The sequence below is a fragment of the Rhodococcus sp. ARC_M5 genome (assembly GCF_022810405.1).
Classification (GTDB): Bacteria; Actinomycetota; Actinomycetes; order Mycobacteriales; family Mycobacteriaceae; genus Rhodococcoides; species Rhodococcoides navarretei.
Genome location: NZ_JALGQE010000017.1, coordinates 1 through 25,334, shown reverse-complemented (window position 1 = coordinate 25,334; position 25,334 = coordinate 1). Strand labels below are relative to the sequence as shown.

Genomic DNA, 25,334 nt, shown 5'->3' with positions numbered 1-25,334 from the left:
CACACAGTGGCGAAGGCGAAGTTCGATCGGACGAAGCCGCACGTCAACATCGGCACCATCGGTCACGTTGACCACGGTAAGACGACGCTGACGGCTGCAATCACCAAGGTTCTGCACGACAAGTTCCCGGACCTGAACGAGGCCTCGGCTTTCGATCAGATCGACAAGGCTCCGGAGGAGAAGGCTCGTGGTATCACGATCAACATCTCCCACGTCGAGTACCAGACCGAGAAGCGCCACTACGCGCACGTCGATGCACCGGGTCACGCCGACTACATCAAGAACATGATCACCGGCGCGGCTCAGATGGACGGCGCAATCCTGGTCGTGGCAGCAACCGACGGCCCGATGCCGCAGACCCGCGAGCACGTGCTGCTCGCCCGCCAGGTCGGTGTTCCGTACATCCTGGTCGCACTGAACAAGGCCGACATGGTCGACGACGACGAGATCATCGAGCTCGTCGAGATGGAGGTCCGCGAGCTCCTCGCATCGCAGGAGTTCGACGAGGACGCACCGGTCATCAAGGTCTCCGCACTCAAGGCACTCGAGGGTGACGAGAAGTGGGGCGAGTCGGTCATGGAGCTCATGCAGGCCGTCGACGATTCGGTTCCGGACCCCGTCCGTGAGACCGACAAGCCGTTCCTCATGCCCGTCGAGGACGTCTTCACCATCACCGGCCGTGGCACCGTGGTCACCGGACGTATCGAGCGCGGCTCGGTCAACGTCAACGAAGAGGTCGAGATCGTCGGCATCCGCCCCGGCTCGACCAAGACCACCGTCACCGGAATCGAAATGTTCCGCAAGCTGCTCGACTCGGGTCAGGCAGGCGACAACGTCGGCCTCCTCGTTCGTGGCATCAAGCGCGAAGACGTCGAGCGTGGACAGGTCATCATCAAGCCGGGCACCACGACTCCCCACACGGAGTTCGAGGGCAACGCATACATCCTGTCCAAGGACGAGGGCGGCCGCCACACGCCGTTCTTCAACAACTACCGCCCGCAGTTCTACTTCCGTACCACGGACGTTACGGGCGTTGTGACCCTTCCCGAGGGCACCGAGATGGTCATGCCCGGTGACAACACCGAGATGTCCGTCACGCTGATCCAGCCGGTCGCCATGGATGTCGGCCTCCGTTTCGCCATCCGTGAGGGCGGTCGTACCGTCGGAGCCGGTCGCGTCACGAAGATCGTCAAGTGATCTAGTTTCACCCTGCTCTACGAAAGCGGCACTCACCTTCGGGTGGGTGCCGCTTTTGCGTGCGGTCGGCTCCGCCGCCCGCGTCAATGGACCCTTGCACCGCTCAGACGTATGCAACGGTCCATTCACGCGGTCCGGAGATGGCCACCCACAGGTGGGTGAATGGACCCTTGCACCGCCCAGACGTATGCAGTGGTCCATTCACGCGGCCGATTTGAGCGCGGGCACCCCAAAAAATGGGACGCATCGGGCTCGGCTGTCCCGTAACGTCGCTGCGGTGCTACTGACCGTGACTGCAAATGCCACAACCGATTTCCCGGACGCCTCGGACATCGGGTATCTGTTGCACAAGCACCCCGATCGTGTGCAGAGCTGGAACCTGCCGATGGGTGCCACCACGGTGCTGTATCCCGAGGTCTCGGCTGAGTGCACCACCGTCGCTGTTCTCGCCGATGCCGACGCCGCGTCCGCATTGGCGGTAGCGCTGTCGCGACTGTTCAAGCAAACGCTGGCCGGTGTGTGCACCGGAAAGCCTGAATTGGCCTCTGCAGCACTCGATCTGACCATGTCGATGCCTGCCGCGCCGTCGCGGGGCGGAACCGATCTCGCGGATCGGCTCTTCGGTCCCCTCGGATGGACGGTAGACGCGACACCCATTGCCCTCGATCCGACGCAGCCGGAATGGGGCGACTCCGAATACGTCGATCTCGTTCTCACCGGCACGTTCACGCTGTCGGCTGCGCTGCGGCACCTGTACGTTCTTCTCCCGGTTCTCGACGACGCCAAGCACTATTGGGTGGGCGAGGACGAGGCCGACAAACTGGTTCGCGCAGCAGGGGATTGGCTGGGAGATCACCCGGAGTCAGCGCTCATCGCATCCCGCTACCTGGCGCACCGTCGCGAACTCGTGGCGTCGGCGCTGGACCGACTCGTGCCCGACGCCCCGCAGGACGACGTTGCCCCGCGGGATCCGACGTTGGCCGAGCAGCGGGTACGCGCCGTACTGGCGGCGCTGACAGGCGTCGGCGCGAAGTCGGTGATCGACCTGGGCTGCGGTGAGGGTCGTCTACTGCGAGAGTTGCTCGCGGACAACTCTTTCGACCGTATTCTCGGCGCCGATGTGAGTGATCGTGCACTCGTGAAGGCACACCGCCGGTTGCGTCTGGACGACCTGTCCGATCGGCAGAGAACTCGGATCGAACTGGTCCAGTCCTCGGCCACCTACCGCGACGTTCGGTTGCAGGGATTCGATGCGATGGTGCTCATGGAGGTGATCGAGCACGTCGACCTCGATCGACTGCCGGCATTGGTGCGCTCGGTCTTCGGCGAGGCGCGTCCGCGAACGGTTCTCGTCACCACACCCAACTCCGAGTACAACGTGCTGTATCCCGGCCTCGAACCAGGAACCTTCCGTCACGTCGATCACCGATTCGAGTTCACCCGCGCCGAATTCGAGCAGTGGGCATCATCGGTGGCCGACGGTCACGCCTACTCGGTTCGTTTCGACCGCATCGGCCCGGTCGACGACGTGCACGGAACCCCGACCCAGATGGCCGTCTTCACCCGAGAGGAGCAGTCCCAGTGAGTACGTTCGACATTCCGGATCTGTCCCTCGTCGTCCTGATCGGTATCAGTGGGTCCGGCAAGTCGTCGTTCGCGGCGCAGCACTTCGGCCCGTACGAGACCGTGTCCAGCGATGCCTGCCGAGGGATGGTGAGCAACGACCCCAATCTGCAGAGCGCAACCAAGGACGCGTTCGCGCTGCTGGAGTTCCTCGTCGCGACCAGGCTGCGGGCCGGTCTGCTCACCGTCGTCGACGCCACCAATGTGCAACCGGCGGCGCGCAAGGCGCTGATCGCGCTGGCTCGTGAACACGATGTGCTCCCGGTCGCCGTCGTACTCGATGTGCCGGAATCGGTGTGCGCACAGCGCAACGCAGAACGGACCGACAGAGCGTTCGGCCGAGACGTACTGCGCCGCCAGCAGTCTCAGATGCAGCGTTCGATGCGTGGTCTGTCCAAGGAAGGATTTCGCTCGGTCCATGTACTCGACGGTGTCGAGGCGGTGGCGTCGGCGCAGTTCGTTCGGACGCCGCTGCGCAGCGATCGCCGTGGGCTGACGGGGCCGTTCGACGTCATCGGGGACATCCACGGCTGCCTCAACGAACTCCAAAGCCTGCTCGAAGCACTGGGTTACACGATCGAGCGCGACGAGGTCGGCCGTGCGGTCGGCGCGACGCCACCGCCCGGTCGTACCGCGGTGTTCGTCGGCGACTACGTCGATCGCGGGCCGGAGTCGGTCGGCGTGCTGCGGCTGGTGATGGGGATGGTCGGTGCAGGCGCGGCATTGGCAGTGCCGGGCAACCACGAGAACAAGCTCGTCAAGGCGCTGCGGGGGCGGAAGGTGACTACCTCGCACGGCCTTGCCGAGACTCTCGAGCAGCTCGACGCCGAATCTCCAGACTTCCGCAGGGAGGTCCTCGAATTCTGCGACGGACTCGTCGCGCACCTCGTGCTCGACGGCGGAAAGCTCGTCGTTGCGCACGCCGGTCTGATCGAGAAGTACCACAACAGGGCGTCGGGCAGGGTTCGAAGCTTTGCCCTGTACGGTGACACCACGGGTGAGACCGACGAATTCGGGCTGCCGGTGCGGTACCCGTGGGCGCAGGACTATCGCGGTTCGGCGACGGTGCTCTACGGGCACACGCCGGTGCCGGAAGTGCAGTGGGAGAACAACACTGCGTGTCTCGACACGGGGTGTGTCTTCGGTGGGAAGCTCACGGCATTGCGCTATCCGGAGCGTGAGATCGTCCCGGTTCCGGCCGAGAAGGTCTGGTACGAGCCGGCGCGTCCGATGGGCGCGTTCACCCGTGATGCCGCGTCTCTCGATCTGTCCGATGTGATCGGGCCGACGGGCGTCGAGACGTCGCTGCGTGGTCGCGTGTCGATACGGTCCGAGAATGCCGCGGGCGCTTTGGAAGTGATGAGTCGGTTCGCATTGGCTCCGCAGTGGTTGCACTATCTTCCGCCGACCATGGCACCGAGCCGAACCTCGGACCGGGAGGGCTATCTCGAGTATCCGACAGAGGCGTTCGACGGGTATCGGGCGGTCGGTGCGTCGACGGTGATCTGCGAGGAGAAGCACATGGGCTCGCGGGTGGTCGTGGTGGTGTGTCGAGATGCAGCTACCGCTCGGAAGAAGTTCGATGCGCCGGAGGGAGTGCTCGGCACCGCGTACACGCGGACGGGTCGTCCGGTGTTCGACGAGTCGCTCACCGGCGAGCTGATCTCCGGGGTGTCCGACGCGATCGAGAAGGCCGGTGTGTGGGACGAATTGGCCTCGAGCTGGCTGATTCTCGACTGCGAACTGATGCCGTGGTCTGCCAAGGCGGAGGGCCTGATCAAGACCGAGTACGCCGCGGTCGCTGCGGTGTCTCGGGCGAACATCGAGGCCGAGGCGGCGGTGTTGGCATCGGCCGGATCGCGCGGTCTGAATGTGCAGGAGTTGCAGGAACGGAACACCGTTCGGCAGGGCAACCTGGGTGAGTTCACCGCCGCGTATCGGCGGTACGTCTGGCCGACGGACGGGCTCGACGGAGTTCGGATCGCGCCGTTCCAGGTGCTGGCGTCGAATGTCGAGACGTATGCGGATCGACCGCACACGTGGCACCTCGACGTCGCCGACCGGCTGGTGGCAGCTGCTCCCGAGGTGTTCGCCACCACCCGTCGAATCGAGGTCGATCTGTCGTCCGCGGATTCGGTTGCTGCAGGGGAGAAGTGGTGGGAGGAGTTGACGGCACAGGGCGGTGAGGGCATGGTGGTCAAGCCTGCGGCGAACGCTCCACGCGGGAAGATGCAGCCCGGCATGAAAGTTCGCGGCCGGGAGTACCTGCGGCTGATCTACGGTGCCGACTACACCGATCCGGATCGACTGACTGCACTGCGTAATCGAAACGTGGGACACAAGCAGTCGATGGCCCTACGCGAGTACGCACTGGGAATGGAAGCGCTGGATCGTTCGGTGCGCGGTGCGCCGCTCTTTTCGATCCACCAGGCCGTGTTCGCCGTCCTGGCACTGGAATCCGAGCCGGTGGACCCGCGACTGTAGGTGCCGTGGGCAGTGGTGTGATCATGTGCCCCGGGTGGCACATGAGCACACCACTGCCGCAGGCACTAGAACGGACTGATGCCGGCGCTGATCGGAGCCGCGATTGCCGCAGCCACCGCGATCGATGCCCAGAACACCGGCGAGTCCAGCATCAGGCCGCCCGCGAGACCACACACGGCGACGACGCCGCCGCAGCCCACCAGCAGTGCGGATCCGACTGCGGCGTGAGCGAGGTGGTCTCGTGTCGTGTCACGTCGGGCTTTGAGCCACAACACCGTTCCCGAGGTGACGAAAGCCAGAGGAGCGAAGAAGAAGAGCGAGCTGCCACCGAGCTCGGACGAGACGATGGCAATCACCAGCACCACTCCGAATGCCACCGGGACCGCGAGAGGCATCCCACCGGACCATCGCTCGAACCTACTGCGCGTCGATGCAACCATGGCCCTACCGTACCGCCCGGACTGTTACCGCCGCTTGTCGACGTGCAGCTGAATACGGGTAGCGACGTGCGAACCGGCGAGTGATTCGGCTACGAAAGCGGCTCGTGATTCGGCCTGGGCGGTGAAGGCGACGACGTCGAAATCGGCTGCAGCATAGACCGACACGGCGACGGTCGGCATTCCTCGATCGTCGATCGCAGTACCGCGGGCGCGTCGAACACCAGGGAACTCGGCCAACTCCGCCGCCACGCCCGATGCGATGGAGCTCAGGTCCACATGCGCCGAGAAATGCGGCTCCTCGATGACACTTGCCGTTCCGGTCGTGCGCGGCGAGATGTTGCCGATCAACAGGAGTAGTGCCATGACCACCGCGCTGCACCCGACCACTGCCAACGTCGGCACCCACCAGCCCTGTTCGGGCAGTTCGGCGATCCGCACACGATCGAAGCGAGAGAGCATCTCTCGCGCCCATGGGGCGTCGTGGTGCCAGGCAAGAGCGAAGCCACCACCGGCGAGGAGCACAAGCCCGGCGACAACGGCGAGAAGCCGGTCCACCCCGGCGACGAACGTCTTCATCACGTGACCCTCGTCGGCGGCGCAGACGTGTGTTTCACCGTCGATCGCCGCCCATCCGCGGCAACCGACAGCACCGGAGCGAGCGCTTCGCGGACCGCAGAGTCGATGCCGTCGACCTCGAAACCAGGATCGCGCTCCACCCGCACGTCGATCTTCCTGCGCGTGACGACGGTGTGCGCGTCCACGACCCCGCGGGTGGACTGTGCTGCAGCACTGCACAATCGAGCGATGTCGGTGGGCGTGGCCCAGACGGTCGACGCCGACCCACCGAGACCGGAATGTGTCTTCGTTCGCGGCTTGACGCCGATGAGCACGAGGAGCAATCCGACGACGGCGCTGCCGATCGCGGCGGCGATCATCCAACCCTGCCAGTGCAATCCGGCGACCCAGCCGATCGCGTCGGCGATCCACGGACTGCCGCCGATGGTTCCTTGCGCGATCAGGAACTCCCGGCCGGCGACGAAGGCCACGCCCAGGAGAACGAACCCGAACAGCAGGGCCACCGGCATCGCGGCCGGGCTTGCGGTGGGAGGTCGGGGGGAAACAGTCTGCGAAGCATCGGGATTCGACACAGGTGCTGGACCGCTGGCGAGGGTGGTGTCGGATACCAGCACGTTCACCCGATGCACGTGCAGACCCGTCATCGTCGCCAGCGCGTCTTCGACCTCCGCGTGCACCGCCTCGGTGACCTCGGTGATCTGCGACGGCCATGTCACGCCGATGTAGAGGTTGACGGCGATCGTGTCCTCGCCCAGGGTGACGTCGGCGCGGGGGAGTTCTCGACCGGTCAGCCGCGACATTCCGCCGGTGGTTCGGGTGACCCGGGGGTCCTTCAAGGCCGCCGTGATGGCAGTTCGGGAGATCGCCCGATTCTTGATCTCGAGGCTGCCACGCATCTCGAGATCGTCGCTGACCTCGTCGGATCCAGCATGCGTCATCACCGAGAATCCTTTGCACCTGTCGCGGCTCGCTGTGGTGCGGCACGCGCTCCACAACTGTAGTGACGACCGGTGGTGGATGACGTCGCGAGAGTAATTGTTCCTGGCATACTGCGACCGTGTCGGAAATTGTGCGGGTGACCGCGTCGGATATCTCCTCGGCCGAGGAGCTGCTGGAGCCGGTCATGCGCCGGACGCCGGTGGTAGCCTCGCGAATTCTGTCGGACCTCACCGGCCACGAGGTGCGTCTCAAGTGCGAGAACCTGCAGCGCACCGGATCGTTCAAGCCCCGCGGAGCGTACAACCGCATCGCCAGGCTCGACGCCGAGCAGCGCGCACGCGGGGTCGTCGCGGCCAGCGCAGGCAATCATGCTCAAGGTGTCGCCTGGGCGGCGTCGCAGGTGGGGATCGCCTCCACGGTGTTCATGCCGGTAGGGGCGTCGCTGCCGAAGCTGGTGGCCACCAAGGCATACGGAGCGACGGTCCATCTGGTGGGCAACACCGTCGACGAGGCGCTGAAGTCGGCCAGAGAATTCGCCGAACGCACCGGTGCCACCCTCATCCATCCGTTCGACCACCTCGACATCGTCGCGGGGCAGGCGACACTCGGGACCGAGCTGCTTCAGCAGATGCCGGACGTCGGCACCATCGTGATTCCCACCGGCGGCGGGGGACTGTTGGCCGGTGTCGCCGCGGCGGTCAAGCTGACCAAGCCCGATATCAGGGTCGTCGGCGTCCAGGCCGAGGGCGCCGCCGCGTGGCCGGCGTCGCTGAAGGCGGGGCATCCGATCGCGTTGACATCGATGTCGACGATGGCCGACGGCATCGCGGTCGGTCTGCCCGGATCGGTGCCGTTCGATCACGTGCAGGGCTGGGTCGACGACGTCGTCACCGTCAGTGAAGACGCGCTGTCGAGGGCTCTGGTGCTGTGCATCGAGCGCGCCAAACTCATCGTCGAACCAGCGGGTGCCGCTGCCGTGGCGGCGCTGATGATGCACTCGGCCGAGGAGCTCGGATTGACCGGCTCGGTGTGTGCCGTTCTCTCCGGCGGGAACATCGACCCACTACTGCTCACGCACGTCATCACCCACGGTCTCCGTGCCGGTGGACGCTATCTTGCTGTACGCGTGACGATTTCGGACAAGCCGGGCGGACTCACCGGCGTGCTCGGTGTGGTTCGCGACGCCGGGGCCAGTGTGGTCGACGTCGTCCACTCCCGTACCGGCGGACGCCTGGGCCTCGAGGAGGTCGACGTGATGTTGACCGTCGAGACTCGCGGACCCGACCATCGCGGTTCGGTACTCGATGCCTTGGGTGCGGCCGGGTATGCGGTGCACGTGGAGAACTGATCTCCCGGGCCGCACAGGTGGCACTGGTACTTTGAGCAGCGACTTGAACCAGGACATCGGTGGGAGATATTTGCATGGCTCGGCTCGTCGCGATCGTCTCCGCTGTCCTGGGAATTCTGCTGACGATCGCGATACCGCTGTTGCCGATCGAGCAGCAGCAGTCCTCCCTGACGTGGCCACAGTCGGACACGATCGGCAATGTCGAGGCTCCACTCGTCGGCTACACCCCGATCAGCGTCGACGCGACGGTCCCGTGTGTCGCCGCGAACAGGCTCCCCGACGGCGGGCTGCTGCTGTCGACCTCGCCCGAAGGATCGCCCGACGCCTATCGATACGGCCTGGTCGCAGAAGTGACGGGCAGTGGAGTGACGGGCGCAGAGGCGTCGCAGTTGAAGGTGACGCTGCGTGATTCGGTTCTCCTCGAGAAGCCGGTCACGGAACTGAGCCCATCGACTGCGGGTGATTGCTCGTTGACGATCACCTCGAACGGCACCACGACCACTGTCGGACTGGCCGGTGAAGACACCGTGACGCGCGAGGGGGACCTTCGGCCACAGCTGGTCGGAGTGTTCAGCGATCTTCAGGGCAACATTCCCGGTCTGCAGCTGCAGGCCGAGCTGGACAGTAGGTTCTCGTCGACCCCGAGCGCGCTGAAGTGGTTCGCGATGATCGTCGGCGTACTCGCCACGGGCATCTCTCTGGTGGCACTGCACCGCCTCGACCTGTCCGACGGCCGACGTGCCCGACGCTTCCTCCCGCGTCGATGGTGGACCTTCGGCGCTGCCGATGCCGTGGTGATCGGGACGCTGCTGGTGTGGCATCTCATCGGCGCGAACACCTCCGACGACGGTTACCAATTGGGCATGGCGCGCACGGCGGACAGCGCCGGGTACATGGCCAACTACTTCCGCTATTTCGGTGTGCCCGAGACACCGTTCGGCACACCGCTCTACGACATGTTCGGACTCATGGCGCACGTCTCGACGGCCAGTGTCTGGATGCGCCTACCGACGCTGATCTGCGCGGTCGTCGCGTGGCTCGTCATCAGTCGCGAGGTGATACCTCGGTTCGGTGCCGCCGCTCGCGCTTCGAAAACCGCGCTGTGGACGGGCGGGCTGGTGCTGCTCGCGTTCTGGCTGCCGTACAACAACGGCCTGCGCCCGGAACCGTTCGTGGCCCTCGGAGTGTTGCTGACGTGGTGCTCGGTGGAGCGATCCATCGCAACGCGCAGGTTGCTGCCTGCGGCCGCGGCGATTCTCATCGCGGCGTTGACGGTCACCCACGGACCCTCCGGTTTCATCTGCTTCGCTCCGCTCATAGCTGGAGCCAGGCCGGTGCTGCAGATCGTCGTCGCCCGCGCTCGCGAGTTCGGCAGTACAACACTGGGCGCGGCGACGCTGCTCGCCCCGTTGGTGGCGTCGGGCACGGTGGTGCTGGTGTTCGCGTTCGGCAACCAGACCGTGGCCGGCATGCTCGAGATGCAGCGGGTGCACACCGCGGTCGGGCCGAGCCAGGCCTGGTTCGACGAGTATCTGCGCTACCAGTGGCTGATGAACATGGACATCGACGGCTCGCTCGCGCGCCGCTTCGGAGTGTTCGTGATGATCGTCTCGCTGATCGCGGTGGTCGTCGCCATGCTGCGCAAGGGCGGCAAGATTCCCGGCACCGCAACGGGTCCGGGACGGCGCATCGTCGGCATCACCGTCGGGGCGATGGCCTTGATGATGATCACCCCGACCAAGTGGACACATCATTTCGGCGTATTCGCCGGCCTCGCGGCATCGGTGGCGGTACTGGCAGCCGTGGCGACCGGCGCGGCAGTGCTGCGATCACGGCGCAATCGACTGTTGTTCGCCGCCGCCGTGTCGTTCCTGATGGCCGTCGCGTTCACCGGGACCAACGGATACTGGTACGTCTCGGCGTGGGGAGTTCCGTTCTGGGACAAGCCGATCCTCGTTGCCGGTCTCGGTATCTCGACCATGTTCCTCGGCCTGACCCTGCTGCTGTTGCTCGCAGCCGTCTGGTTCCATCTGCGCGCGCCGTACGTGCGCACCGACAAGCCCTTGGCGCGCTGGTGGTCGGTACCGCCTGTCGCTGTCGCGGCCGCTCTGATGGTGCTGGTGGCCGTCGCGTCGATGGCCAAGGGTGCTGTGGCGCAATGGCCGTCGTACTCGGTCGCCAAATCGAACCTGTCGGCGCTGGCCGGCAACACGTGCGGTCTGGCGAACGACGTGTTGCTCGAGACGAACCCCAATGCCGATGTGCTGCAACCGGTCAGCGGGGACGCCTTCGCCGCCCTGGGTGCCGACAACGACGGGTTCACCCCCGATGGCGTGGCGGGCGACCTCACCGCGGACAAGGAGTCCTCGGCGTCGGGCACCTCGAACACCGTCGATACCGACGAACAACAGCAGCCGACGTCGACCACCGGAGCCGGAACCGGCGGCAGCGCACTGCCGTACGGCCTCGATCCCGCAGCCGTTCCGGTGCTCGGCTCGTTCGGATCCGACACCCCCGCCACGCTGACGACCGGCTGGTACGCGCTGCCGTCCGATCCGGGCGACCTGATCTCCATCGCCGCCGCCGGACGCATCCGCTCGGTCGACTCCGACGGTATCGTCACCTACGGGCAGAGCCTCGAACTCGAGTACGGAGTCGACGGCCGGGCGCAGGGTCGCGTGACACCCATCGATATCGGCCCGACGCCGTCGTGGCGCAACCTGCGCGTGCCCATGGATCGGATTCCGTCCGGCATCAACACTGTTCGGCTCGTGCTCACCGACGACCATCGTGATCCCGACCAGTGGTTGGCGGTCACCCCGCCGCGGGTTCCGCGCACCCAGACGTTGAACGAAGTCGTCGGCCGTGACGCTCCGGTGCTGCTGGACTGGGAGGTCGGTTTCAATTTCCCGTGCCAGCGTCCGTTCGAGCACCGCCTCGGGGTCGCCGAAGTTCCGCAGTATCGGGTGTTGCCGGATCGCAGCGGTGCCGTCATCACCAACGCGTGGCAGGACCATTTCGGCGGTGGTCCACTCGGGTGGATCGACATCGTGGCCTCAGCCCGCACCATCCCGTCGTATCTGTCCGGCGACTGGGACCGCGACTGGGGGTCGATCGAGCAGTACAGCCCGTACGACGAGTCGGCGCAAGCGGCACAGATCACAGCGGAAGAGATCCAGCGTTCGGGTCTGTGGACGCCCGGTCCGATCAAGACCGGTTAATCTCTACGCGTTCGGAAGTCCTTACACCGACCAGGAGAGAAACGGGGACAGGGCAATGGCGAACGCTATAGAAGTAGAGGATCTCGTACTTCGGTACGGAAAGAACGTCGCGCTCGACGGGATCGATTTCACCGTTCCCGAGGGCACGGTGTTGGGTGTGCTCGGCCCCAACGGTGCAGGAAAGACCACAGCAGTCCGGATTCTCGCCACCCTGTTGCAGGCGACATCGGGCTCGGCCAAAATCTTCGGGCTCGACGTCGCGACTCAGGCCAACGAGGTGCGCAGCACGATCGGACTGACCGGCCAGTTCGCGGCCGTGGACGAGTATCTGACCGGATACGAGAATCTCGAGATGGTCGGCAGGCTGTTCGGACTGCGCAAAGCGGAGGCCAAGAAGCGAGCAGGGGAACTGCTCGAGCGATTCGATCTGGAATACGCACGCGATCGCACGGCCAAGCAGTACTCGGGCGGTATGCGTCGGCGACTCGACATCGCGGCCAGCCTGATCGGTCGGCCGCGGGTGGTGTTCCTGGACGAACCCACCACGGGACTCGATCCGCGCAGTCGAATCACCATGTGGGAGTTCATCGCAGACCTCGTGCGCGACGGCACGACCATCCTGTTGACCACCCAGTACCTCGAGGAGGCCGACCGGTTGGCCGATTCGATCATCGTGCTCAACAAGGGCAAGATCATCGCCCGCGGTACGGCGGACGAGCTCAAGGCTCAAACCGGCGGTGAGCGAGTCGAATTCGTGCTCACCGATCGATCTCAGGTAGATCGAGCGATGCAGATCCTGGCCCCGATCGGCGTCGAGCCACCCACTTTCGACGAACAGGTGGGCCGGATCGTCATGCCGGTCAACGGAGGCTCGAAAGACCTGTCCACTGCCCTGGCTCAACTCGACGCGGCGGGCATCGGCGTGGTCGACGTCGGACTGCGACGGCCCAACCTCGACGATGTGTTCCTGAGCTTGACCGGTCAGACCACCGGCGAGCCCGAGACGGCGGAGGAAGAGAAATGAGCAACGTTTTCCTGGACTCCGCGATCATCACCAAGCGAAACCTGATCAAGCTCAAGCGAGTTCCCGATCTGCTGTTCTTCGCGATGCTGTCACCGATCATGTTCGTGCTGCTCTTCGCCTACGTCTTCGGCAGTGCCATCGACGTACCCGGCATCGACTACAAGAGCTTCCTGATGGGCGGCATCTTCGTGCAGACGATGATCTTCGGGGCCTCCCTCACCGGGTCGTCACTGGCCGAGGATCTGCAGAAGGGCGTCATGGACCGGTTCCGGTCGCTGCCGATGGCGCGGTCGGCCGTCGTCATCGGGCGCACCGCGGCCGATGTGGGCAACAACCTCGTCACCATCACGATCATGTCGATCACCGGACTCATCGTGGGCTGGCGCATCACGTCCTCGTTCTTCGACGCATTGCTCGGCTACGTGTTGCTCCTGCTGTTCGCGTACTCGATCTCGTGGGTGATGGCGCTGGTGGGACTCACGGTGCGTTCCCCGGAGATCTTCAACAACGCGTCGTTCATCGTGATCTTCCCGTTGACGTTCATCGCCAACACCTTCGTCCCGATCGACAATTTTCCGAGCGTGCTCAAGACCATCGCGGAATGGAACCCGATCTCGTCGGTGACGTTGGCGGTGCGCGAGCAGTTCGGCAACACCAACCCGATGGCACCGCCGCCGGAGGTGTGGCCACTGCAGAACCCTGTGCTCTACACGCTGATCTGGGTCGTGTTGATGCTCGTGGTGTTCGTGCCGCTCTCGGTACGCAAGTACCAGAAGACGATGACCGCCTGACAGCATTCGGACAGAAGAGCACCCCCGGTCGCTCGGCGGCCGGGGGTGCTTTTGCGTCCTCTGTGCGAAGGCTTACGTGTGGTACGGCTCCGCACTGACGAGCGTGACCTTCATGGTCTTGCCGTTGGGCAGCGTGTACTCGCGGGTGTCGCCGACCTTGGCGTCGATGAGCGATCCGCCCAGCGGTGACGCGGGGGAGTACACCTCGAGCTTGTTGTCGCGGGCACCCTCTTCGCGGGTGGCGATCAGGAACGTCTCGGTGTCGGACTCGTCGCCGTCGTAGTAGACCTTGACGACGGACCCGGGCAGGGCGACGCCGGACTGAGTGGGTGCCTCGCCGACCTTCGCATTGTTGAGCAGCTCCTGCAGCTGGCGGATACGTGCTTCCTGCTGGCCCTGCTCCTCGCGCGCCGCGTGGTAGCCGCCGTTCTCCTTCAGATCGCCCTCTTCGCGACGCTCGTTGATCTCGGCGGCGATGACGGGGCGATTGGAAATGAGCTGGTCGAGTTCGCTCTTGAGCCTGTCGTGTGATTCCTGGGTAAGCCAGGTCACCTGGGTCTCGGTCATCTCGATCACTCCCTCGTAGTCGGAATCTCGAGTTCGGATTCCGGTCTCTGAGCAGGTAGGGCACGCAACGAACAGGGGACTCCAATGGTTGGATCCCCTTGGTCGGCCCACATCCTGGAGCCGTCGTCATCGTTCGCAGGTGAACCCTGCCCGCAATGCAGCAATACACGGCACCTACTGCGGTGGCCGTGTATGACCTGACCTTACCACGAACAGGCAGTTCGCCTATCGGGCTCGTAAATATTCGGGAACATCGAGGCTGCAGCCGTAGACGTCGCCGACGGCAGGGGCAGCCGACGTCGTCACCTCGGTGGTCAGCTCCACGGTGGTGGACCTGGGCTCCGGTGGGATGTACAGCTCACGCCTGCCGGTCTCGGAGCCGTCGCGTGAGCGAACACGGACGATGCACACGGCCGGTTGTTCGGGGTCCTGTCGGGTGACGCTGAAACGGATCGACATCGTGGAGTCGTCGACGATGTCGAACGAAAGTTGACTGCCCTCGATCGGTTTGACCGAGAACTTGCTGTACGCGTAGTAGGCCACGCCCACCCCGACCAGCAGGACCAAGGCCACCAATGCGATCTTCGTCGCACGTTTCGGGGCCTGCCGAATACCGCTGGGGCCGGAACCCGACGGGTATCTACCTGCGGGAAGTGCGTTGGTCATGGCCGCTCTCGGGATCGATTCGGGGGTGCCGCTGGGGGCCTGTCGGCGTCAGGTGGAACTATAGGGGCAGGCAAGAATCAGGCGAATCCGAGGTGAGGAAGAACGTGTCCGGACTGCGGCTCATGGCAGTACATGCCCATCCCGACGACGAATCCAGCAAAGGCGCTGCGACAACGGCTCGCTACGCGGCCGAAGGACACGATGTTCTGGTCGTGACCCTCACCGGTGGCGAGCGGGGAGACATCCTCAATCCGGCGATGGACATTCCCGGCGTGCACGAGCGCATCCGGGATGTTCGACGCGAGGAAATGGCCGAGGCTGCCCGCATCCTCGGCGTGCAGCAGACCTGGCTCGGCTTCGAGGACTCCGGATTGCCCGAGGGCGACCCGATGCCACCGCTACCCGACGGCTGCTTCGCCTTGGTTCCGTTGGAGGTCTCGACCGAGGCCCTGGTGAAGGTCGTTCGCGAGTTCAAGCCCCACGTCATCACCACCTACGACGAGCGCGGCGGTTACCCCCACCCCGACCACATTCGGTGCCACGAGGTCTCGATGGCGGCGTGGGAAGCAGCAGGAGACGCCGAGCGTTTCCCCGATGCGGGTGCGCCCTGGACTCCGCTCAAGCTCTACTACTCGCACGGGTTCATCCGTAAGCGCATGCAGCTCTTCCACGATTGGTTCATCGACCGCGGTGAAGAAAGCCCGTTCGTCGACTGGCTGAAGCGGTGGGACGGTCAGCGCGACGAGATCATGGGTCGTATCACGACGCAGGTCACCGTCGGTGATCACTTCGATCAGCGCGACGATGCCCTGCGGGCGCATGCAACGCAGATCGATCCCAACGGATCCTTCTTCGCCGTGCCGCTGGACGTGCAGCGCAAGTTGTGGCCCACCGAGGAGTTCGAACTGGCACGCACTCGGGTCACGACGTCGCTGCCCGAGACGGACCTGTTCGCCGGAATAGAAGAGACCGACAAATGATCGTTTCGATCCTCGCCCAGCAGCCCACCGGCCCCGAGTTCGGCAAGTCCTCGCCGATCGGTCTGGTGATACTGGTGGCACTGCTGGTCGGAACGGCACTGTTGATCTGGTCGATGAACAAGAAGATCAAGCGTCTGCCTGCCACGTTCGAGCAGGAGGATCCGACGCTGGATCAGGCTCTCGACGAGGGCACCGATCGTGGCGGTATAGCGGATGCGGCCCCATCGGAACGGAATCGACCCAAACCCGCCGTCCCCGACGAGACCTGATGCTCGACGCCAATGCCCTGGGTGAGTCCACCAGCCCGTATCTGCGGCAGCACGCGGACAACCCGGTGCACTGGCAGCAGTGGGGCCCGCAGGCTCTGCAGTCCGCCCGCGATCGCGATGTTCCGATTCTGCTGTCGATCGGATACTCGGCGTGTCATTGGTGCCACGTCATGGCACACGAATCGTTCGAGGACGAGGCAACCGCGGCGCTGATGAACGAGCACTTCGTGTGCATCAAGGTCGATCGTGAGGAAAGACCGGACCTCGACTCGGTGTACATGAACGCCACCGTCGCGATGACCGGTCAGGGTGGGTGGCCGATGACGTGCTTCCTCACCCCCGACACCGAACCGTTCTACTGCGGTACGTACTGTCCGCCTGCCCCGCGGCAGGGAATGCCGTCGTTTCAGCAGTTGCTCACCGCGATCGCCGACACCTGGGCGACGCGGCGACAGGAGGTGTTCGACGCCTCCGCCGACATCGTGACCGAACTGCGCAAGCACAGCACAGGCGTGCCCGCCGGCGGACGACCGATCGACGCCGACGCATTGGCGGCCTCGGTCTCTGCGATCTGCGCCGACGAGGACACCACCTACGGCGGCTTCGGCCGGGCACCGAAGTTCCCACCCGGCGCGTTGCTCGAGGGTCTGCTCCGGCACTACGAGCGCACCGGCGACGACGAGGTACTCGGCGTCGTTCGTCGCACCGCGTCGGCCATGGCGCGCGGGGGCATCTACGACCAGCTCGGCGGTGGATTCGCGCGCTACTCCGTCGACGCGGAATGGGTCGTCCCGCATTTCGAGAAGATGCTCTACGACAACGCTTTGCTGCTGCGGTTCTACGCCCACGCAGCTCGGGTCGACGACGATCCGCTCGCCCGGCGGGTGGCGTCGGACACTGCGGAGTTCATGCTCCGCGAACTACGCACGGCCGACGGCTGTTTCGCATCGGCACTCGATGCCGACACCGAAGGTATCGAGGGTCTGACCTACGCGTGGACTCCGGCGCAGCTGATCGAGACCCTCGGCTTCGAGGACGGCGTCTGGGCCGCCGGCTTGTTCGCGGTGAATTCCGCAGGCACGTTCGAGGCCGGCATGTCGGTTCTGCAGCTGCCTGCCGAACCCGAGGACTACGACCGGTTCGCCCGGGTGCGCAGCACGCTGTCGGCCGCCCGCGCAACGCGGCCGCAACCGGGCCGGGACGACAAGGTGGTCACCGCGTGGAACGGCTTGGCGATCACTGCACTGGTCGAGGCAGGCACCGGGCTGGGGCACCCGAGGTGGGTCGACGCGGCGGTCGAATGCGGCGAGCAACTCTTCGCCCGTCACGTCGAGGCGGGTCGGATTCGTCGGGCTTCACTCGGCAGCGCAGTCGGCGAGGCCACCGGCGTGCTCGAGGACTACGCGTGTCTCGCGGTCGCCGCGGCAGCGCTGTTCCAGGCCACCGGAGACGCAGTGTGGATCGAGCGCATGACGTCGGTCATCGATGCTGCGATCGAGCACTTCGCGGACCCCGACGATGCCGGCGGGTGGTTCGACACCGCCGACGACGCCGAGACCCTCGTGACCAGGCCGCGTGACCCGATCGACGGGGCCACGCCGTCGGGTGCTTCCACGATGGCCGAGGCGCTGCTCACTGCAGCTGCGTTGGTCGATCACACGTCCTCGGCGCGCTACGGCGAGCTGGCGGGTGCGTCGCTGGCACGATCGGCGTCGATTCTCGAACGCGCGCCCAGGTCCGGCGGACACTGGCTGGCCGTCGCCGAAGCATCCGTTCGCGGTCCGATTCAGGTTGCGGTGTCCACGGCACCGGGCGGGGACCTGCTTTCCGCCGTCCGGGCATCGGTTCCGGGTGGTTCCGTGGTGGTCGCCGGGGTGACGAACTCGTCCGTGTTGTTGATGGATCGTCCGCCCGTCGACGGCCTGGAAACGGCGTACGTGTGTCGGGGCTTCGTGTGCGACCGTCCCGTGACCTCAGCCGAGGATGTGTCGTTCGCGCTGCAGAGATGACCGCGCTCGTCGATGTACCGAGACGAGGCGTACAGAACCAGCTGATGGGTGCCTAGAACAGCACGAGCCACACGGCGACCAGATGGCAGATCGCCGCCAAGACCGTTGCCGCGTGGAAGAACTCGTGATGGCCGAATGTCGTCGGCCACGGGTTGGGCCACTTGGTGGCATACAGCACCGCCCCGACGCTGTAGAAGATCCCACCCACGAGCAGCAGGAGAAACGGTGCGTACCCGACCTGCTCGATGAGCGTCGGAGCCACCGGGACGATGGCCCAGCCCAGAATCAGGTACAGCGGTACCCCGACCCATCGGGGAGCGGTGGGCCACAACATCTTCAGAGCCACCCCGGCCAGGGCTCCGACCCATACGACGATCAGGAGCGTGCGTCCGGTCGAGGCGGGCAGACCCAGCACGGCGAACGGGGTGTAGCTACCAGCGATGAACAGGAAGATCATCGAATGATCGGCGCGTTTCATCCAGATCTGCGACGCCGTGGTCTTCCAGTGCACACGGTGATAGGTGGCACTGACCCCGAACACGCCGCAGACGGTGATGGAATACACGCTCACGGCCACACCCGCACTGACCGAGACCATGCTGAACGCGAGCGTGACGAGAGTGATCGCGCACACCACTGCCACGCCGAACGCGTACAGGTGAATCCAGCCGCGCATGCGAGGTTTGACCGGTATCTCGTCCAGTCCGAACATCGTCATGAAAGATTGCCTCCCGTGCCGTCCGCTGAACCTACGCAACCGTAGGTTCCGACGCTACTGTACCGGCGACCGGCTCGCAGACGTCGGCGTAAGGTGATCCTTCGTGGTGATGAGAGCAGCGGTGACGAAGCAGTGGTGATCATTCCGCAGAAGGTCCGCGGCGTTCTCTACAACGTGTACGAGCGGCGTCTGCTGAGCCAGCTCGAAGGAGTTCAGCACCCGCGTCACGTAGCAGTGATGTGCGACGGCAATCGCCGCTGGGCGCGGGAGAACGGGTTCACCGACGTCGCGCACGGGCACCGCATGGGGGCCCTGAAGATCGCCGAGATGCTCGGCTGGTGCGACGCCGCCGGGATCGAGATGGCCACCATCTACCTGCTCTCCACCGAGAATCTCCGCCGCGACGCCGACGAATTGGATTCGTTGCTCGACATCATCACCGACGTCGTAGAGGAGATCTGCGGGCCCGAGATGAACTGGGGCGTCAAACTCGTCGGCACCCTCGATCTGCTGCCCGCGTCGACCTCGCGGCGACTCAAGGAAGCAGCTGCGCTCACCGAGGGTCGGTCGGGAACGCACGTCAACGTCGCCGTCGGATACGGCGGTCGGCAGGAAATCGCCGACGCCGTGCAGTCACTGGTGAGCGAGAAGATCGCCGAGGGCGTCAGCGGCGAGGAGCTGGTGGCCTCCATCAACGTCGACGAAATCGGCAGCCACCTCTACACCTCCGGCCAACCCGATCCGGATCTCGTCATCCGCACCTCGGGCGAGCAGCGACTCTCCGGCTTCCTGCTGTGGCAGAGCGCGTACTCGGAAATCTGGTTCACCGAGGCCTACTGGCCCGAATTCCGTCGCGTCGACTTCTTGCGCGCACTGCGCGACTTCGCCGCCAGACACCGACGCTTCGGCATCTGACGTGCACGGCTGGACTGTCTGGTCATTCCGCAGGCTGCACTCCAGCTCGTAGCCTGCTACGAATTTCCGCTCACGACCTGGATCTACAACTTTCGAAGCCGCAGCCGGTTGATCGCGTGGTCGGTGTCCTTGCGCAGCACCATCGTCGCCCGCGGTCGCGTCGGCAGGATGTTCTCCACGAGGTTGGGCAGGTTGATCGAATGCCACAGATCCTCGGCCGCGATCTGCGCGTGATCGTCGGATAGGCCGGCGTAGTGATGGAAGTGCGAGGACGGATCGGTGAACGACGTCTTGCGTAGCGCCAGGAAGCGTTTGACGTACCAACTCTCGATGTCCTCGATCCGAGCGTCGACGTAGATCGAGAAGTCGAACAGATCCGAGACCATCAACCGCGGTCCGGTCTGTAATACGTTGAGCCCCTCCACGATCAGGATGTCGGGCTGCCGGACCATGTGATACTGACCCTTGACGATGTCGTACGAGACGTGCGAGTAGACGGGAGCGCCCACCTCTTCGGCCCCGGACTTGACCTCGGTGACGAATCTGAGCAGCTTGCGCCTGTCGTAACTCTCGGGAAATCCCTTGCGATGCAGGATGCCTCGACGCATGAGCTCGGCCGTCGGATACAGGAATCCGTCGGTGGTGACCAGATCGACCCGCGGATGATGGTCCCACCGAGCCAGGAGTGCCTGCAGCACACGGGCCGTCGTCGACTTTCCGACGGCGACGCTCCCCGCGACACCGATGACGAACGGGACCTGACGGTCGGGATGCTTCTCGCCGAGGAACGTCGCGGTCGCGGCGAACAGTCGTTGCCGGGCGGCGACCTGGAGGTGGATCAATCGTGCGAGCGGCAGGTAGACCTCGGCCACCTCGTCCAGATCGATTTGTTCACCGAGACCGCGCAGGCCGACGAGTTCTTCCTCGGTCAGCACCAGGGGCGTCGATTGGCGCAGCGTGCGCCACTGCACACGGTCGAACTCGACGTACGGACTGGACTCGCTCACGCACGGCTCCAACTGGTCGGAGCTGCAGAGGAATCGGCTGAGCTCCTGTCGAGCGCGAGTCGCATGGTTCCCGATTGTGCTCGGTGCCGGTCCGTCACGCACGGGCGGGGTCGTTCGCCGTACTAGGGTTCGGATATGGATGCTGCTTCCCTCGTTCGTGAATACCTGCTGCTGGGCCTGAGTTTCGACCGGCTCGAAGACGGATTCGTCGACGCGTACACCGGCGATCCCGAGTTGCGTCGCACCACCGAGAACGCCCCCGCGCCCGAGCCGCGTGAGCTGATCCGTCGAGCACAGACACTGCGCGCCGAGCTCGGCAACGTCGACCTGACACCCGAGCGCACGACGTTCCTCGATGTTCACCTGCGCGCTCTCGAATGCTCGGCGCGCAAGTTCGCAGGCGAGGACATCGGCTTCGTCGACGAGGTGTACTCCTACTTCGACGTCCGCATCGCTCCGGGCGATCAGGACCAGTACCTGCAGGCTCATCGCAAGATGGACGAGGTCCTCGCCGGTCCCGGTTCGCTCGGTGAACGGTTGATCGCGCATCGCCGCGCCGACGTGATTCCGGCCGACCGACTGCAGGACTGCGTCGAGGCGTTCTCGTCCGCATTGCGCGACCGCGTCCGCGCCGAATACTCGTTGCCCGAGAACGAGAAGGTGACGTATGAGGTAGTCGGCGACAAGCCGTGGTCCGGCTTCAACTACTACCTCGGCAACTTCCAGTCCACCGTCGCGATCAACTCCGACATCGAACAGCAGATGGCCAACCTGCCCCACCTGATCGCGCACGAGTCCTATCCCGGACACCACACCGAGCACTGCCGCAAGGAGACCGGGTTGGTCGGCGCAGGCCAACTCGAGCAGACGCTGTTCCTGGTCAACACCCCGCAGTGTCTGATGGCCGAGGGGCTGGCCGATCACGCGCTCGGAGCCGTCGTCGGCGAAGGCTGGGGACTGTGGGCGCAGGAGATCTACGCCGATCTGGGGCTGCGATTCGACGGCGAGAAGGCCGAGCGTCTCGCGGCCGCGTCGAGCCAGCTGTTGGGGGTTCGGCAGGATGCCGCGCTGCTGCTGCACGATCAGCACAAGAGCGAGGACGACGTGGCTGCGTACCTCGAGAGATGGTCACTGGCATCACCCCAGCGGGCCCGGCACAGCCTGCGGTTTCTGTCCTCCCCGCTCTGGCGCGCCTACATCAGCACCTACGTCGAGGGCTACAAGCTGCTCGCCGGCTGGCTCGACCGTGGTGAGACGGCCAGTGCGCGCGCGCAACTGTTCGGCAGGCTGCTCGACGAGCCACTGACACCCGGTGCACTGCGCGTCTCGTAAACTGGCATAGCCCCTTACTCTGCTGTCCCTTGGAGACTCCTGTTATGACTGACGTCAACAACCTGTCACTGGCCGAACTCGATCCCGAGGTCGCCGAGGCGATGGCCGGTGAACTGGGACGTCAGCGCGACACTCTCGAGATGATCGCGTCGGAGAACTTCGTCCCCCGCGCGGTGCTACAGGCCCAGGGCAGCGTCCTGACCAACAAGTACGCCGAGGGCTACCCCGGCCGCCGCTACTACGGCGGTTGCGAACACGTCGACATCGTCGAGGATCTCGCGCGCAACCGCGCCAACAAACTCTTCGGTGCCGAGTTCGCCAACGTGCAACCGCACGCAGGCGCACAGGCCAACGCGGCCGTGCTGATGGCGCTGATCAACCCGGGCGACAAGATCATGGGCCTCGACCTGGCACACGGCGGCCACCTCACCCACGGCATGAAGCTCAACTTCTCGGGCAAGCTCTACGAGGTCGAGTCCTACGGCGTCAGCAAAGAAGACCACCGCATCGACATGGACGAGGTGCGCAAGCAGGCCATCGCCGCCAAGCCGCAGGTGCTCATCGCCGGATGGTCGGCCTACCCGCGCCACCAGGACTTCGCTGCGTTCCGCTCTATCGCCGACGAAGTGGGCGCCCTGCTGTGGGTCGACATGGCGCACTTCGCCGGACTCGTCGCCGCAGGCGTGCACCCCTCGCCCGTGCCGTACGCAGACGTCGTCTCCTCCACCGTGCACAAGACCCTCGGCGGACCCCGCTCCGGCATCATCCTGGCCAAGAAGGAATGGGCCAAGAAGCTCAACTCGGCAGTGTTCCCCGGCCAGCAGGGCGGGCCGTTGATGCACGCCATCGCAGCCAAGGCCGTCGCCTTCAAGATCGCCGCGACGCCCGAGTTCAAGGAACGTCAGGAGCGCACCCTCCTCGGTGCCTCGCTGCTCGCCGAGCGCCTCACCGCATCCGACGTCGCCGACAAGGGCGTCTCGGTCCTCACCGGCGGCACCGACGTGCACCTCGCTCTCGTCGACCTGCGCAACTCGGAGATGAACGGGCAGCAGGCCGAGGACCTCCTGCACGAGGTCGGCATCACCGTCAACCGCAACGCAGTGCCCTTCGACCCGCGCCCGCCGATGGTCACCTCCGGCCTGCGCATCGGCACCGGTGCACTGGCCACCCGCGGATTCGGCGAGGCCGAGTTCACCGAGGTCGCCGACATCATCGGTACGGCCCTGGCCACCGGCGAGGCCAGCGATTCCCTGAAGGATCGCGTCGTGAAACTGGCACAGAGCACGCCGCTGTACGAGGGCCTCGAAGACTGGGGATTGCTGGGCTGACCCTGGCTCTCGCCCACCCTCACCCGCCCCGGTTCGCGTCAAGGGACCACTGCAGCGCTCAGACGTATGTAGTGGTCCATTCACCCAGCACGCTGGTCTGCGTCAATGGACCGTTGCAGCGCTCAGACGTATGCAGTGGTCCATTGACGCGTCCGGGGAGGGCGCGTTCGGCACCGGTTGGCTGCCGACCTGGGGCGATGTCGACGTAACGCGTTGTTCACCGACACGCCAGACTTCCAGCGAGCCCCCACGCGATTTCGGCGGTACCGTCGGCAGTAACAGGCAGCGGGGAAGCTACCTGTGCGGGAGGTTCTGATACGTGACTGAGCTAGTGAGCGCGAGAGGGCCGGTACCCGGTCCTCGTGTCACCTGACACATCGGACCCGACCGGCCGAGCGACAGAGTTTGCGCGGTACCGCGCAGACGTAGGAGCCCCACGTGACCACTTCACGCTCCGTTTCCGCCCCTCTTCGGACATTCGTGCTCGATACCTCGGTCCTGCTCTCGGATCCCTGGGCAGTTATTCGGTTCGCCGAGCACAATGTGGTACTTCCGTTGATCGTGATCAGCGAGTTGGAGGGCAAACGCCACCATCACGAATTGGGATGGTTCGCGCGGGAATCCTTGCGCATGCTCGACGACCTTCGCGTCGAGTTCGGTCGACTCGACCAGCCGGTTCCCATCGGAACGTCCGGTGGCACACTGCAAGTCGAGCTCAACCACACCGATCCCTCGGTTCTTCCCGTCGGATTCCGGACCGACTCCAACGACTCCAGAATCCTCGCGTGCGCCCTGAATCTGGCGGCCGAGGGCAAAGATGTGGTGTTGGTCAGCAAGGACATCCCGCTGCGCGTCAAGGCCGGTGCTGTCGGGCTTCCCGCCGACGAGTACCACGCACACGACGTCGTCCCGTCCGGGTGGACGGGCATGACCGAGCTCGACGTGCAGCCCGACGCCGTGGACACACTGTTCAACGACGGTGTCATCGACCTGGCCGAGGCGCGAGACCTGCCGTGCCACACCGGAGTTCGACTGCTTGCCGGACGGCAGAGTGCGCTGGGTCGCGTCACGCCCGACAAGCAGATTCAGCTCGTGCGCGGTGAGCGTGAGGCATTCGGCCTGCACGGTCGATCGGCAGAACAGCGAGTGGCGCTGGATCTTTTGCTCGACGAGAGCATCGGCATCGTCTCGCTCGGTGGAAAAGCCGGTACAGGCAAGTCCGCTCTGGCGCTGACTGCCGGGCTGGAGGCCGTCCTCGAACGTCGCTCACATCGGAAAGTCGTTGTCTTCCGGCCTCTTTACGCCGTCGGCGGCCAGGAGCTCGGCTATCTCCCCGGTAGCGAGAGCGAGAAGATGGGTCCGTGGGGTCAGGCGGTCTTCGACACCCTCGAAGGGCTCGCGAGCCCGGAGGTGATGGAGGAGGTCATCGCCCGCGGAATGCTGGAAGTGTTGCCGCTGACGCACATTCGCGGTCGCTCGCTGCACGATTCCTTCGTCATCGTCGACGAGGCACAGTCACTCGAGCGCAACGTCCTGCTGACGGTTCTGTCCCGGCTGGGTTCGGGCTCACGCGTCGTACTCACCCACGACGTGGCGCAGCGTGACAACCTGCGAGTCGGACGACACGACGGCGTTGCTGCAGTGATCGAAAAGCTCAAGGGCCACCCACTTTTCGCGCACATCACCCTCACCCGCAGCGAGCGTTCACCGATCGCGGCACTGGTGACGGAAATGCTCGAAGAGTTCGGGCCTTCGGGCGCATAGGCGCTGCGCGCATGTGAGCGGAACTTCGTGACGGGTTCACGTGGTCGTCGCAACGAGCAGTCGTTTGTTGTACTCCTCGAGGGGAGTATCCCATCCCAGGGTTTTTCTGGGGCGGTTGTTCAGTAGCGCGGCGACC

21 protein-coding genes are annotated in these 25,334 nt (G+C 65.1%); 14 read left to right on the top strand and 7 right to left on the bottom strand.

Going from position 1 to position 25,334, the window contains the following annotated elements; translation table 11 throughout:
- Window positions 1–6: 6 nt before the first annotated feature.
- The 3 genes from tuf to MTX34_RS20875 all read left to right on the top strand — a co-directional run bounded on the left by tuf (window position 7) and on the right by MTX34_RS20875 (window position 5,304).
- Window positions 7–1,197, top strand: a complete 1,191-nt coding sequence (gene tuf, locus MTX34_RS20885) for an elongation factor Tu (protein WP_068052772.1) — start codon at window positions 7–9, stop codon at window positions 1,195–1,197.
- A 289-nt stretch (window positions 1,198–1,486) separates the two neighbouring features.
- Window positions 1,487–2,782 (top strand): 3' terminal RNA ribose 2'-O-methyltransferase Hen1, encoded by a 1,296-nt coding sequence (locus MTX34_RS20880; protein ID WP_243610671.1) that lies wholly within the window; start codon window positions 1,487–1,489, stop codon window positions 2,780–2,782.
- Window positions 2,779–5,304, top strand: a complete 2,526-nt coding sequence (locus tag MTX34_RS20875; RefSeq protein ID WP_243610670.1) for a polynucleotide kinase-phosphatase — start codon at window positions 2,779–2,781, stop codon at window positions 5,302–5,304. The genes MTX34_RS20880 and MTX34_RS20875 overlap by 4 nt, the downstream gene beginning before the upstream one ends.
- Before the next feature lie 65 nt (window positions 5,305–5,369).
- Here MTX34_RS20875 and MTX34_RS20870 read toward each other — a convergent pair whose 3' ends face one another.
- Genes MTX34_RS20870 through MTX34_RS20860 form a run of 3 tightly spaced genes read right to left on the bottom strand, consistent with a single transcriptional unit; the run spans window position 5,370 to window position 7,258 of the window.
- A complete protein-coding gene (locus MTX34_RS20870; protein ID WP_243610669.1) occupies window positions 5,370–5,744 on the bottom strand; it encodes a hypothetical protein in 375 nt (124 codons plus the stop codon).
- Between the two features lie 24 nt (window positions 5,745–5,768).
- A complete protein-coding gene (locus tag MTX34_RS20865) occupies window positions 5,769–6,320 on the bottom strand; it encodes an alkaline shock response membrane anchor protein AmaP (RefSeq protein ID WP_243610668.1) in 552 nt (183 codons plus the stop codon).
- Window positions 6,320–7,258: a DUF6286 domain-containing Asp23/Gls24 family envelope stress response protein gene (locus MTX34_RS20860; RefSeq protein ID WP_243610710.1), complete on the bottom strand. Its 939-nt coding sequence runs from the start codon at window positions 7,256–7,258 to the stop codon at window positions 6,320–6,322. The genes MTX34_RS20865 and MTX34_RS20860 overlap by 1 nt, the downstream gene beginning before the upstream one ends.
- 185 nt (window positions 7,259–7,443) lie before the next feature.
- Between MTX34_RS20860 and ilvA the strand changes: the two genes are divergently transcribed.
- The 4 genes from ilvA to MTX34_RS20840 all read left to right on the top strand — a co-directional run bounded on the left by ilvA (window position 7,444) and on the right by MTX34_RS20840 (window position 13,643).
- Entirely contained in the window at window positions 7,444–8,607 is a 1,164-nt protein-coding gene (gene ilvA / locus MTX34_RS20855) for a threonine ammonia-lyase (protein WP_279393560.1), read from the top strand.
- A 74-nt stretch (window positions 8,608–8,681) separates the two neighbouring features.
- Window positions 8,682–11,828, top strand: a complete 3,147-nt coding sequence (locus MTX34_RS20850; protein WP_243610667.1) for an arabinosyltransferase domain-containing protein — start codon at window positions 8,682–8,684, stop codon at window positions 11,826–11,828.
- 55 nt (window positions 11,829–11,883) lie between these two features.
- The gene (locus MTX34_RS20845) at window positions 11,884–12,852 is read left to right on the top strand and encodes an ATP-binding cassette domain-containing protein (RefSeq protein WP_243610666.1); all 969 of its coding nucleotides are present in this window, start codon (window positions 11,884–11,886) and stop codon (window positions 12,850–12,852) included.
- The gene (locus MTX34_RS20840; RefSeq protein WP_121873348.1) at window positions 12,849–13,643 is read left to right on the top strand and encodes an ABC transporter permease; all 795 of its coding nucleotides are present in this window, start codon (window positions 12,849–12,851) and stop codon (window positions 13,641–13,643) included. Before MTX34_RS20845 ends, MTX34_RS20840 begins: the two co-directional genes overlap by 4 nt.
- Window positions 13,644–13,715: 72 nt before the next feature.
- Here MTX34_RS20840 and greA read toward each other — a convergent pair whose 3' ends face one another.
- Together greA and MTX34_RS20830 are read right to left on the bottom strand one after the other, a co-directional pair.
- Window positions 13,716–14,210 carry a transcription elongation factor GreA gene (gene greA / locus MTX34_RS20835; protein ID WP_032394210.1) on the bottom strand — a complete coding sequence of 165 codons (495 nt, stop codon included), beginning with the start codon at window positions 14,208–14,210 and terminating at the stop codon, window positions 13,716–13,718.
- A gap of 225 nt (window positions 14,211–14,435) precedes the next feature.
- Window positions 14,436–14,876: a DUF4307 domain-containing protein gene (locus MTX34_RS20830; protein WP_243610665.1), complete on the bottom strand. Its 441-nt coding sequence runs from the start codon at window positions 14,874–14,876 to the stop codon at window positions 14,436–14,438.
- Between the two features lie 104 nt (window positions 14,877–14,980).
- On the opposite strand from MTX34_RS20830, the gene mca reads away from it, so the two are divergent.
- The 3 genes from mca to MTX34_RS20815 are packed head-to-tail and all read left to right on the top strand — an operon-like array spanning window position 14,981 to window position 18,134.
- Window positions 14,981–15,856: a mycothiol conjugate amidase Mca gene (gene mca / locus MTX34_RS20825; protein WP_243610664.1), complete on the top strand. Its 876-nt coding sequence runs from the start codon at window positions 14,981–14,983 to the stop codon at window positions 15,854–15,856.
- A complete protein-coding gene (locus MTX34_RS20820; RefSeq protein WP_243596008.1) occupies window positions 15,853–16,125 on the top strand; it encodes a hypothetical protein in 273 nt (90 codons plus the stop codon). The genes mca and MTX34_RS20820 overlap by 4 nt, the downstream gene beginning before the upstream one ends.
- Window positions 16,125–18,134, top strand: a complete 2,010-nt coding sequence (locus MTX34_RS20815; protein ID WP_243610663.1) for a thioredoxin domain-containing protein — start codon at window positions 16,125–16,127, stop codon at window positions 18,132–18,134. Before MTX34_RS20820 ends, MTX34_RS20815 begins: the two co-directional genes overlap by 1 nt.
- A gap of 52 nt (window positions 18,135–18,186) precedes the next feature.
- Here MTX34_RS20815 and MTX34_RS20810 read toward each other — a convergent pair whose 3' ends face one another.
- Window positions 18,187–18,852 (bottom strand): hemolysin III family protein, encoded by a 666-nt coding sequence (locus MTX34_RS20810; RefSeq protein ID WP_243610662.1) that lies wholly within the window; start codon window positions 18,850–18,852, stop codon window positions 18,187–18,189.
- Between the two features lie 132 nt (window positions 18,853–18,984).
- Between MTX34_RS20810 and MTX34_RS20805 the strand changes: the two genes are divergently transcribed.
- Window positions 18,985–19,767, top strand: coding sequence for an isoprenyl transferase (locus MTX34_RS20805; protein ID WP_243610708.1), 783 nt, complete (start codon window positions 18,985–18,987; stop codon window positions 19,765–19,767).
- A gap of 83 nt (window positions 19,768–19,850) precedes the next feature.
- On the opposite strand, the gene coaA is transcribed toward MTX34_RS20805, so the two are convergent.
- A complete protein-coding gene (coaA, locus tag MTX34_RS20800; RefSeq protein WP_243596079.1) occupies window positions 19,851–20,786 on the bottom strand; it encodes a type I pantothenate kinase in 936 nt (311 codons plus the stop codon).
- 123 nt (window positions 20,787–20,909) lie between these two features.
- Here coaA and MTX34_RS20795 point away from each other — a divergent pair, with 123 nt between their 5' ends.
- The 3 genes from MTX34_RS20795 (at window position 20,910) to MTX34_RS20785 (ending at window position 25,198) form a co-directional block, all read left to right on the top strand.
- Window positions 20,910–22,106 carry a DUF885 domain-containing protein gene (locus tag MTX34_RS20795; protein WP_243610661.1) on the top strand — a complete coding sequence of 399 codons (1,197 nt, stop codon included), beginning with the start codon at window positions 20,910–20,912 and terminating at the stop codon, window positions 22,104–22,106.
- A gap of 44 nt (window positions 22,107–22,150) precedes the next feature.
- Window positions 22,151–23,434, top strand: a complete 1,284-nt coding sequence (gene glyA / locus MTX34_RS20790) for a serine hydroxymethyltransferase (protein ID WP_243610660.1) — start codon at window positions 22,151–22,153, stop codon at window positions 23,432–23,434.
- Between the two features lie 438 nt (window positions 23,435–23,872).
- On the top strand, window positions 23,873–25,198 hold the full coding sequence (locus MTX34_RS20785) for a PhoH family protein (protein ID WP_243596003.1): 1,326 nt from the start codon (window positions 23,873–23,875) through the stop codon (window positions 25,196–25,198).
- The last annotated feature ends 136 nt before the right edge of the window (window positions 25,199–25,334 follow it).